Raw genomic sequence first — 10302 nt, 5'->3', positions numbered from 1 at the left:
CATTAATTTAGTTGGTTTAATATTATACAAGAATAACAAATTTCTTTGTTCATAGATAAGAACTAGAAATACAAAATTAAATTATCTAAAATTCTACTCACGACCTATTTTATTGAATGCGAAATCGATAACAGATTGCATAAATATCTTGAAATTCACTGGGATCTAAAAAAAACTTAGATAAGTTAATAAAGGAAATGAGTTAGGATTGAAGTTTACTTACATCGACACCTAAAGCGTCTGCAATATCTAAAAGTGTTGAATACATAAAATCAACTCTTCCATTTTCCAACTTGCTAATTTTTGCTCGATCTACATTACACTTGTTAGCCAATTCTTGTTGACTTAATCCTTGTTCTGTTCTTAATCTAAGTAGATTTTGACCAATATTAGAAAAATGCTTTTGATAATCTGCCTTCATTGTGTTGTTGAGGGAAATTGCAACAAATGAGATAAATTATTCGTGGCAATATTGCCACAATTACAAATCCTTTATCTACATTTACATAGGATTCAATGTGTGATATAACACATTGGATATGTTAGGTATTCGAACAAAGAACCTTGCTTATACAGACCTAGGAAATCTACAAGCACGCAAGGTATGGTTGAGTGAATGCCCGTTTTCTATATATTTGTAGAAATGGGCCACTCTCCGTATTGCGTGCTAAAGAAATAGAAATATTTCTACCTCTCCTAGGGGGTGTATAAGCGTACGGAGGGTGGCTCATTGATTTTCCCCTAGGTTCATTGTTCAGATATTCCATATAGAAGGAGCAATGAATAACCAAATTTTTCACTCTTCTTGCCTTACCCGCGGTGCTATCCGCAAGGCCTCTATCACCGCCTCAAAGCCACTCCACTCCAACCAAACTGCTCTCCTCCAAAATTTTGGAGACCTCTCCAGAATTGTCCTACCATTTGCAATTCAATTAACTAACCAAATCCATATGACCAGTTACATCCTCATCATCTGTCCCCCAGATTAGCTCCATCATGAGCCCGTCATTCCTGCGTAGGCAGGAATCTAGCCTCGGAATTCAATTGATTAATCAACAAAAAATCCAAATGCTTACCCTCTTTTATGGAGAAAACGAACAAAGCTACATGCTTTAACAACCCACAAATCACTGGTTTCTTTACAGATTACGACCAGAATGACTGCGGCGCCTTACTATGGCAGCTCTTTAAACTCAGTACCGTAGCCAATCGTACGGAAATACTAAGCGTAGAAGAATGGTTTAACCTGCTTTCTTTCTACGAAAGCCTGGATGAACTGTTAAAGACCATGTACATGAACTACACCAAGCAGCAATCCTAGAAAAAGAGAAAAAAACAAACTAACCAACATATCACATGAAAAAAACGATTCAAACCATCGTACTGGCCACGCTATGCCTAAATTTTCCGACCAGCGCCCAGCAGAAAAATCCTCCACCGTCCTCTAAACAGGCTCAGGTAAAGGGGAAGGTCATCTCCTTAAAAACGCGTGAGCCGTTGGAAGGCGCCGCCATCCAAAACATCAATACCGCGCTCACGCTCTTCACGGACAAGCAAGGCGAATTCCCCTTAGACCTCCCAGCCGGCCGCTACAGGCTCGCCGTATTCCTGGAAAACTACCAGACAGAATACCTGGAAATCAGGATGCCCTTAAAAGAACCGCTCGTCATTGAACTCGAGCCTAAAGACAACAATTTAAACGAGGTCCAAATCATTGGCTACGGAGAAACCACTAAAAGGCTCAACACCGGAAGCATCTCTACCATTACCGCTAAACAAATCGAAAACCAGCCCGTCACCAATGTACTCTCCGCGCTATCCGGTCAAATGCCCGGGGTTTATGTACAAACCACCAACGGTTTGCCTGGTGGCAACATCAATATCCAGATCAGGGGCAAAGGCTCCATTGCCGCCGGAACCAATCCTTTATACATTATAGATGGGGTGCCTTTTCCCGGATCTTCTTTAGTGAGCAATTCGCCTTTAGGGGGAGAAGGTATTGTTGGGGAAATCAGTCCATTAAATTCCATCAATCCCAGTGATATTGAAAGCATCAACGTGCTTAAAGATGCGGATGCTACGGCCATTTATGGCAGCAGAGGCGCCAATGGGGTCGTATTGATCACCACTAAAAAAGCTAAGGTGGGCAGTGTTCAAACCGATGTGAATATTGCTCAGGGCTTTTCACAGGTGGCCAGTATGCCGAAACTGCTGGGATTGGATGATTATTTGAATATCCGGCGTGAGGCCTTTAAAAATGATGGCTTGATACCCTCTTCTGATCCTACATCTTACAGCTATGCACCTGATTTAACCCTTTGGGATAACAAAACTTCTACCAATTGGGCAAAATATGTGATGGGGCATACCGCCAGAACAACTGCGATCAACGCTACGGTATCTGGAGGAACGATGGAAAACCGCTTTTCTATAGGGGCAAATTACAGGAACGAAACTTCTGTACTGATGGGAGACAACGATTACAAGAGGGGCGGTACGCGCTTAAGCCTGGATCACCATTCTGCAGATGAGCGGTTCAGTATACAATCTTCATTATCCTATACCAAAGAAGAAAACAAGGGGGTAAACCCCCGGGAAGCTTTTTCCAGTTTTGTATTGTTGCCTCCAAATTTTCCACTGCGCGACTTAAATGGCAATCTAAACTGGGCATTGGGTTATAATCCGCTGGCGGCTACTCAGAATACCAGCCAAACTAAAATAGACAACATCCTATCTAATACCACGATAGGCTATGAAATCCTTCAGGGGCTGAATATAAAGGCAAATATTGGTTTGAATACACTTGGAATGACCCAGGTGATGGTTAACCCCAAATCAGCAAGAAACCCAAATGCCTCGCCGGTAAGCTATACTTATTTTGGCAATACCGCCAACCGGAGCATCATTGTGGAGCCTCAGCTGGACTATACGTTCAAAATCAAAAAATCTGCCATCGGCATTCTGGTAGGTGGCACCTGGCAGAATTCAACAAAAGAGAACCATTTGATTACCGCCACAAACTTTAATAGCGAAAGCATGCTGGAAGATATGAGTTCTGCCGGGCAGTTAAATGCCAACTACACTGATCTGGTGTATAAATACGTTTCTGTATTTAGCCGGATCACCTATAATGCCGATGATAAGTATCTCCTTAACCTCAGTGCCAGAAGAGATGGTTCCTCTCGTTTCGGAGCAAACAACCAATTCGGGAACTTTGGCGCCATAGGCGCTGCCTGGGTATTTAGCAATGAAAAATGGGCAGCGGAACACCTCTCGTTTATAAACTATGCAAAGCTGCGGGCAAGTTATGGAATTACGGGTAACGACCAGATTACAGACGACCAGTTCCTCTCTACTTATCGCTCTTCGGGTTTAATCTATCAGGGAAACGCGGGCTTAATGCCCGCACGTATTGCCAATGAAGATTTTAAATGGGAAAGCAGTAAAAAACTGGAGGTGGGATTAGAAGCCAGCCTGTTCAAAGAGCGGCTTCGGTTTACCATCAATCATTTTGAAAACATCAGCGGCAACCAGCTGGTCAATTACACATTGCCGCTGATGACTGGTTTTGACAGCTACCAGGCCAACCTTCCGGCAAAGGTTAAAAACTCTGGTTGGGAGGTTGAACTGAACACGAACAATATCAGAAAGGAGCGTTTTGTTTGGACTACAAATTTCAACATCACCTTGCTGAAAAACAGGCTCCTCAGCTTTCCGGACCTGGCTACTTCCAGTTATTCCAATTTTCTAACTGTTGGCGAGAGTACCCTTAGGGCGACAGGCTTTAAATACCTGGGAGCCGATCCACTTTCAGGAGCTCCTTTGTATGCTTTAAAAACAGGAGGAAGTAGTTCTAATCCTGATTTTGAGAATTATTATACCACCATAGGAGATAAAAACCCTGCTTATTATGGCGGGCTGGGCAATAGTTTTAGCTATAAGGGCTTTGGGCTGGATGTGTTTGCCCAATTTGCCAAACAGTTCCTGTTTGGAAGCTTAACCTCACCGGGAACCCTAACGAATAATTTCGCCCTGGCAACCGGGCGCTGGCAAAAGGAGGGAGAGGTAACCGATATTCCTAAAGCCTCTACATTCCGTGATTTCTATTATGGCCTTTCCTCGGCCAACTTTTTTAAAGCAAGCTATCTCAGGCTTAAAAATATTCAGTTGAGTTACCGGCTGCCGGAAAGCTGGTTAAAAAGGAATAAACTGAACCGGCTCAGGATCAATCTGCAGGTACAGAACCTATTGACTTTCTGGAATAGAAATGCTGCCTTGTACGATCCTGAAAGTGGTGCAGATGCCAATATTCCGCCTTTAAAATCCTTTGTGCTGGGCATTCAGCTTGGTCTTTAAACTATATGCATATGAAACGATATATTTTTCTTTTATTCATCGGCCTTTTGGCCCTGGGTTGTAAAAAACTGATCGAAACTGGGGATCCAAAGAACCAGCTCACTACAGATAAGGTCTTTGCAGATAGCACATCTGCTACCGCCGCCCTGGGCAATCTCTATGCGCAGTTTGAACAGTTCTTTGAGCCCAATTTCACAACAAGCATTGGTGTATATACAGATGAACTCAATGTAACCTCTACAGCGGCAAACGATAAAGAATTTTTACAAAGCAGGTTATCTGTAACCAATTCCACAAACCTTACGCTTTGGCAAAATCTGTATACCATAATTTATGGCTGCAATGACTTGCTGGAAAATGTGAAAGTGTCTGTGGACCTGCCGGAATCAAAAAATACACAGTTAATCTCTGAGGCCAGATTTCTAAGAGCCTATGCATATTTCTACCTGGTTAACTTGTATGGGCGTGTTCCATTATTGCTCAGTACCAATGCAAAAAGCAACCGGCAGGCTGTGCAAAATGATCAGGCAGAGGTGTACCAGCAGATCATCACTGACTTGCAGGCCGCAAAGCAAGGTCTAACAGAGGTATATCTGGGGCCAGGTAAAACCCGGGCAAATAAATGGGCTGCGGGAGCTATGCTTGCCCGGGTCTATCTGAACCAGAAAAACTGGACAGCTGCAGAGAATGAAGCCAGTCAGGTTATTGGCTCTGGATTATATCTCCCTCTTGATCCAGTAGCGGATGTATTTAAATCAGGTAACAAAGAGGGTATCCTTCAGTTTTGGACAAGACAGGGATTTGCAGCCTCAGGGGAGATCCTACTTCCCGCTTCAGATACTTCTTTGCCAGCTTATCCCATTACAGATATGCTTTACGCATCTTTTGAAGCTGCTGATGTACGTAAATCAAACTGGATTGGAGCCAGTATAGTTACCACCGCAGGTGTTTCAGAAACCTATCATTATTCTGCCAAGTACAAAAACAGGGAAGCTGGCTCCGGCAGTCCGGAATATCTCATGGCACTCAGGTTATCAGAGCAGTATCTGATCCGGGCAGAAGCCCGTGCATGGCTTGGGCGATTGCCGGAGGCAAAGGAAGATCTCAATGTCATTAGACACCGGGCCGGACTTCTGAATACTACTGCTGGGAATCAGCAGGAACTATTAGAGGCCATAGCTCAGGAAAGAAGGGTGGAGTTATTTAACGAATGGGGCGCACGCTTCATCGATCTTAAAAGAACCGGAACCATCAATGTGGTATTAGGGAGCTACAAAAATACCTGGAAGCCAACAGCGGCATGGTTTCCAATCCCCCAAAGTGAAATCAATTACAACAACAAGCTTATTCAAAACTTAGGATACAATTAAACAAAAACATCATGAATTTAAAGAAAACAACCAACATCATTTTACTACTGATTACCCTTTTTTCTATAGGCACTTATGGTCAGGATCAAAAGATTAAGGCTTTGAAAATTGGCGATAAGGTTCCGGATTTTCTAATCGAAAATATTAAAAATAGCGAGTTTAAAACAAGAAGAGCTTCTGAACTGTATGGTAGTGGCTTGCTGATCATTAATTTCTGGACAACAAGTTGTGTGCCTTGCCTTCGCGCTATGCCAGATTTAGATCAGCTGGCGGAGAAATATAAAACCAGATACCATATGCTCTGTGTATCACCCAATACAGATAAGGAAGTTAATCTTGTGATGAAGAGAAATCCGGATTGGCACCACTTAATGTTTCTTTCTCAAGACAGTATATTGACCAGATATTTTCCGCATAAGGTAGTTCCTCATAATGTCTGGATAGATAAAAATGGTGTTGTTATCGCTATTACAGATGATTATGAGGTCAATGAAAAAAACATAGAAAAGGCTTTTGAAGAAAAAGTGGCACTGAGAGCAAAGAACGAAGAATTGGATTTTGATATGGAAAAGCCTCTTAAAACACGCGATTCGGCGTTTCTTTACCGCTCTGTGATTACAGCATATAGAAATGTTGGAGACGGTGGGGAAGTGCCGTTGGATACAAATAGCAAAACCTCCCGCTTTTTTGCCTGGAATGCAACAAAGACAAATTTGATTTGGTATGCCTATATGAAAAGGACGATCAAACCCAGTGACCGTAATTTAATTCATGTGAACACGAAGGATACTACATCATTCTTTTTTCCTTATGGTGGTGAAAACTCGGCTAGTGTTATGGGAATTGAGAATTTTCATAAATGGGAGTTAGAGAACAACTTTTGCTATGAATTGTCTTTTAACAGAAAGGTCAATCCTGATCTATTTTATGGTCTTATGGTTAAAGAACTCAGTCTGTTTTTCAATGTGAACGCTAAAGTGGAAAAAAAAGAAACCCTTTGCTGGGTATTAACAAAAATGAGTAATAAGATCAACCAGTTTAGAGTTAAAGATACCCAGGCAAAGGGGTATGGTTTTCAGGACGCTAAGTTTATAGCTAAGAACCAATCGCTGGATGAATTAATCAGGATTTTTTCAACCTTCTTTTCAAAAGAGCTTCCTTTTGTAAATGACACTGGAATAGGTTTTAATATCGATATGGAAATGGATTTAAAGGCGAGGTTTGAATCTGGTCAGGCACTAACCATAGACGTATTGCGGGGTTATTTAAATGCCATGGGCTTAGATTTGAAGAAGAAAAAACATGCTTATCCCCATCTATTTATTGATGACCTGAATCCTTAAGAAAACAGAAGAGATCTTCCCGGTTCCAGCCGGGAAGATCTCAGAATTAATTGTACCTCAATGTAGGCCCTGAAATTGCAGAGGCGCAAAGTTGGTTTGAACTATTACATCCTGTAAGTGCGATCACCTGCGCAACCGTTTTGTTAGTGAATGTTCCTATAATGTGACCGGCTCTATCAAACTGGATCCAATCATAGGTGGTTTGTTTTGCATTTGATGCAGCATTTGCTGTTTTGGTTACAAATGCGCCTGAAACACCAGCAATTAATGCCAGTGCCAGAAAGGTGGTTTTAAGACTTTTCATCTCGTTTTAGATTTAAAATTAATTACTCTGTTAACTATAATCTATTCTCGCTTCGCGACGCGTTGAATATTCTTTGGAAGGGGTGCAGAGGATTGGGGCTGGGCCTGTCTGGCCTTAGGGCTATAAAGCTGAGCAGAATGAACATGGCGTTAAATGCTAAATGTCCTTTCCAGCTCAGCTTTGCCATTAATCCACCGCAGGTACATGGCAAATGAAGCCCTGAAAAAAGCATCCAAAGAATGTAAAGCTCAAACACACTTAATAAGGCTATCGATAAAATCAATCCCAGTTTTCTAGACTTTCTAAAAATGAGAAAACAAACGATCAGCAATTCAGTGGTGGGTAAAAACCAGGCGAGTAGGGGAGCTAGTTTATCCATCATTGGAAAGGGGGAGAGTTTCATTTGGAAAACGAACATTTCCTGTTCCAATAGCTTGCTCATAGCGGTGTAAGAGAATAATAGCATGAGCAATCCCAAGGCTATATCTACAATCAGTGGATGCAATTTCAAGGCTTTCATATCATTCAGGATAAATTATTCTTTGGTAATTACTCCCGGCCCGGAAGACACTTGCTCATCAGTAGAGAATTGACTCAGATAATTGGTGATATCCGAGTAGCTGCTTGTATCAAAATGAACTTTACAAGGCACTTCGCCCGATGTTCCACAGCTAGGGCTGGAATTGCTGACCAATATCCAGTTGGCTGGATCTTTTGCACCGCTTACTGTATTCAATTGATACCGGTAAGTTAGCCCTGTTACTTTGTTTTTGTTAACGCTTTTGGCGTCAAAGTTTAAGGTCGTTACGGCTGCCGCCGCAACTGCCAGGGCTATTAAGCCCGATTTGATTTTTGTGTTCATAACATTTTGTTTTAGGGTTTATGGATGGAGTTGATAAAGGCTCCTCCCTGCTAGCGTCCTCAGGGAACAGCCATATGTTGTTGTTCTTTTGTTATCATGCATAGTAAACTTTAATGATCACCTCGCCACTGGCTTCTGATGTTTCGTCATTCGCTGACATCACAGCGATCTTGTTTTTGGTTTCGATGATCTTTATAACAGGTTCATCTTTCTTATCCTGTTTTTGCAGGGTAACAGGTAATTGATTGATCAAAGCGAAATAGGTGGTGTAAGCCATAAAAGTTAAAGTCTGCTCATCCAGATTGTTCAGATAATCTATCTGATCAGCTTCGAAATCAAAGTGTGCAATGGCCCAGCTTTTAATGTCTTTAAGTAAGTTGTCTGCTTCGGTTTCGAGTTCTGTTTCAGGAAGCGAGTAAAGGTGTAGCATAAGGTCTTGTAAACCTGTTTCTGTAAAAGGGTACTTTTTGTTTTCCATAATTCTATAATTAGTTTCAGCTTTTTTTGCACCATAGGGGTGCGTGAATTGAAAGCTAATTTATAGAGCTTTAAAATGGCTTAAAGAAGGTTTTTACAGCGTTTTGTCTGAATGGTACGTGTTTTTTGTCTGAATGGTACATCGCATTCACGAATGGTACAGCAGTGGAGCCGAATGGATAATAAATTAGAAATTTTTAATACTGTTAAACTAAAATGTTATCATACGTTATAATATTTATTTTAAATAAATATTATATTTGAATTTAGCCTCTCACTATGAAACTTAAACCCAGCCACTACAAAATTATAGTTAAGCTTTGCATATCATTTGCAGCTGCACATATTGTTTCATCTCTTGGCCAGCATAGAAGTATTTTCGAACTACTCACTTTAAGGGCATATTACATTGCCCTGTTTTTTAGCGCGTTTATTGCCTTTTTGCTTTTGGAAATGGTTGCGCTAGTTAATGATCTGTTGGATGGCTGGTACCCTTGGCGGTATTTGTGGGGTCTGAGATTAGTGATGCAGGTAGGAATGGGCATATGCGTTCCCTTAATCGTGGCATTTTCTTTTGCAGGTTATTATTACCATTTGCATGGCTATGATATCCTTCAAACAGGTTATTTTCCTTTCGTATTCAAATTGATTGTTCCTTACGTGCTAGTTGTTAATTTGTATTGTAATAAAGATTATATAAAATTGCCTTGGGAATCGATTCCAGAATCATTGGCTCTGGATAAACCACTTACAGCAGATGCTGAAAATCCTGTTTCTACCAAGGAATCAAAAACAGAAATTGGGTTGGTATACCTAGAATCTAGAGCTTGTCTGGCTAAGGATGTATTCAATCGGGATATGCAATGGCCATGTAATACAATTACTGCTTCTTTGCGTGCTTTGCCTAATGATGAGTATTTCCTTGCTGCAAGGGACTTAATCATAAGGGGAGATTTAATTGAATCGGTTAAACAGGATAAAAAGCGTAACCTTCTGGTTATGCTTAAGCCACCTTTTAGTAAGGAATATGAAGTGTCCAGGCATAGAAACCGTTATCTGAAGGCATTTGGCGATAAAAACAATATGGATTGGTGGGATAAGGAGCGTAAAAACTTCCGGCAATGAACTACCGGAAGTTCGGGAGCTTAGCTCAGGTTGATCAGGTCTTCACTAATGCCCGTGTATCTGCAAAACTCTTTTACTGTAATATATTGGTGTTTCTTTTTGTTGTAGGCCAATCGCATCTCCTGAAACAATCGTTGTGCCTCTCTTTCACTGATCCCAATGAGCTGAGCTGCATCTTTTGGAAAAATACATATCTTTTTCATGTCTTGGTTTGTTAAACCGCAACCGATGAGTGACGCTAGCATAAATGGTGAGTACCTTTATGGAACCTACCTTGCAGTTGGTTAAAAAATAAATAATTAACCTTTAATTTACAGAAAATCAATTGATTGTATTGATAAAAAGACAAAAGCGCCAAAAACGACAAAAACGTCGGAAAGCGCCAATTGTGTACTAATGCGCCAGAAAAGACATATTCAAGGTTTTTTATTTTTTCCATGTATAGATTCGGTTATGCAATTGAGC

At 41.1% G+C, this 10302-nt stretch carries 11 protein-coding genes; 5 read left to right on the top strand and 6 right to left on the bottom strand.

The window, feature by feature from the left end; genetic code table 11:
- Positions 1-202: 202 nt before the first annotated feature.
- Positions 203-421: a helix-turn-helix domain-containing protein gene (locus DBR11_RS28975; RefSeq protein WP_108555999.1), complete on the bottom strand. Its 219-nt coding sequence runs from the start codon at positions 419-421 to the stop codon at positions 203-205.
- 663 nt (positions 422-1084) lie between these two features.
- Here DBR11_RS28975 and DBR11_RS28970 point away from each other — a divergent pair.
- The 4 genes from DBR11_RS28970 to DBR11_RS28955 are packed head-to-tail and all read left to right on the top strand — an operon-like array spanning position 1085 to position 7069.
- Positions 1085-1321 (top strand): hypothetical protein, encoded by a 237-nt coding sequence (locus DBR11_RS28970; RefSeq protein WP_108555998.1) that lies wholly within the window; start codon positions 1085-1087, stop codon positions 1319-1321.
- 35 nt (positions 1322-1356) lie between these two features.
- Positions 1357-4356 carry a SusC/RagA family TonB-linked outer membrane protein gene (locus DBR11_RS28965; protein WP_108555997.1) on the top strand — a complete coding sequence of 1000 codons (3000 nt, stop codon included), beginning with the start codon at positions 1357-1359 and terminating at the stop codon, positions 4354-4356.
- 11 nt (positions 4357-4367) lie between these two features.
- Positions 4368-5726 carry a RagB/SusD family nutrient uptake outer membrane protein gene (locus DBR11_RS28960; protein ID WP_158275412.1) on the top strand — a complete coding sequence of 453 codons (1359 nt, stop codon included), beginning with the start codon at positions 4368-4370 and terminating at the stop codon, positions 5724-5726.
- Between the two features lie 11 nt (positions 5727-5737).
- Positions 5738-7069 (top strand): TlpA disulfide reductase family protein, encoded by a 1332-nt coding sequence (locus DBR11_RS28955; RefSeq protein WP_108555995.1) that lies wholly within the window; start codon positions 5738-5740, stop codon positions 7067-7069.
- Between the two features lie 46 nt (positions 7070-7115).
- Here DBR11_RS28955 and DBR11_RS28950 read toward each other — a convergent pair whose 3' ends face one another.
- The 4 genes from DBR11_RS28950 to DBR11_RS28935 form a co-directional block, all read right to left on the bottom strand.
- Positions 7116-7373: a hypothetical protein gene (locus tag DBR11_RS28950; RefSeq protein WP_108555994.1), complete on the bottom strand. Its 258-nt coding sequence runs from the start codon at positions 7371-7373 to the stop codon at positions 7116-7118.
- A 34-nt stretch (positions 7374-7407) separates the two neighbouring features.
- Positions 7408-7893, bottom strand: coding sequence for a MauE/DoxX family redox-associated membrane protein (locus DBR11_RS28945; RefSeq protein ID WP_108555993.1), 486 nt, complete (start codon positions 7891-7893; stop codon positions 7408-7410).
- A gap of 15 nt (positions 7894-7908) precedes the next feature.
- On the bottom strand, positions 7909-8235 hold the full coding sequence (locus DBR11_RS28940; RefSeq protein WP_108555992.1) for a hypothetical protein: 327 nt from the start codon (positions 8233-8235) through the stop codon (positions 7909-7911).
- 94 nt (positions 8236-8329) lie between these two features.
- Positions 8330-8713: a hypothetical protein gene (locus tag DBR11_RS28935; protein WP_108555991.1), complete on the bottom strand. Its 384-nt coding sequence runs from the start codon at positions 8711-8713 to the stop codon at positions 8330-8332.
- 278 nt (positions 8714-8991) lie between these two features.
- Between DBR11_RS28935 and DBR11_RS28930 the strand changes: the two genes are divergently transcribed.
- A complete protein-coding gene (locus tag DBR11_RS28930) occupies positions 8992-9837 on the top strand; it encodes a hypothetical protein (protein ID WP_108555990.1) in 846 nt (281 codons plus the stop codon).
- Between the two features lie 20 nt (positions 9838-9857).
- On the opposite strand, the gene DBR11_RS28925 is transcribed toward DBR11_RS28930, so the two are convergent.
- Positions 9858-10040: a hypothetical protein gene (locus DBR11_RS28925; RefSeq protein ID WP_108555989.1), complete on the bottom strand. Its 183-nt coding sequence runs from the start codon at positions 10038-10040 to the stop codon at positions 9858-9860.
- Between the last annotated feature and the right edge of the window lie 262 nt (positions 10041-10302).

This window comes from Pedobacter sp. HMWF019 (assembly GCF_003061025.1).
GTDB lineage: Bacteria > Bacteroidota > Bacteroidia > Sphingobacteriales > Sphingobacteriaceae > Pedobacter.
The sequence above is the reverse complement of the archived record's forward strand: the minus strand, read 5'-3'. Positions and strand labels throughout refer to the sequence as shown.

What these genes read in the sequence shown, in the direction of transcription:
- DBR11_RS28960 (WP_158275412.1), top strand. Translation starts at nt 4,368, where the DNA reads ATGAAACGATATATTTTTCTTTTATTCATCGGCCTTTTGGCCCTGGGT.
- DBR11_RS28935 (WP_108555991.1), bottom strand. Translation starts at nt 8,713, where the DNA reads ATGGAAAACAAAAAGTACCCTTTTACAGAAACAGGTTTACAAGACCTT.
- DBR11_RS28945 (WP_108555993.1), bottom strand. Translation starts at nt 7,893, where the DNA reads ATGAAAGCCTTGAAATTGCATCCACTGATTGTAGATATAGCCTTGGGA.
- DBR11_RS28925 (WP_108555989.1), bottom strand. Translation starts at nt 10,040, where the DNA reads ATGAAAAAGATATGTATTTTTCCAAAAGATGCAGCTCAGCTCATTGGG.
- DBR11_RS28955 (WP_108555995.1), top strand. Translation starts at nt 5,738, where the DNA reads ATGAATTTAAAGAAAACAACCAACATCATTTTACTACTGATTACCCTT.
- DBR11_RS28965 (WP_108555997.1), top strand. Translation starts at nt 1,357, where the DNA reads ATGAAAAAAACGATTCAAACCATCGTACTGGCCACGCTATGCCTAAAT.
- DBR11_RS28950 (WP_108555994.1), bottom strand. Translation starts at nt 7,373, where the DNA reads ATGAAAAGTCTTAAAACCACCTTTCTGGCACTGGCATTAATTGCTGGT.
- DBR11_RS28975 (WP_108555999.1), bottom strand. Translation starts at nt 421, where the DNA reads ATGAAGGCAGATTATCAAAAGCATTTTTCTAATATTGGTCAAAATCTA.
- DBR11_RS28930 (WP_108555990.1), top strand. Translation starts at nt 8,992, where the DNA reads ATGAAACTTAAACCCAGCCACTACAAAATTATAGTTAAGCTTTGCATA.
- DBR11_RS28940 (WP_108555992.1), bottom strand. Translation starts at nt 8,235, where the DNA reads ATGAACACAAAAATCAAATCGGGCTTAATAGCCCTGGCAGTTGCGGCG.
- DBR11_RS28970 (WP_108555998.1), top strand. Translation starts at nt 1,085, where the DNA reads ATGGAGAAAACGAACAAAGCTACATGCTTTAACAACCCACAAATCACT.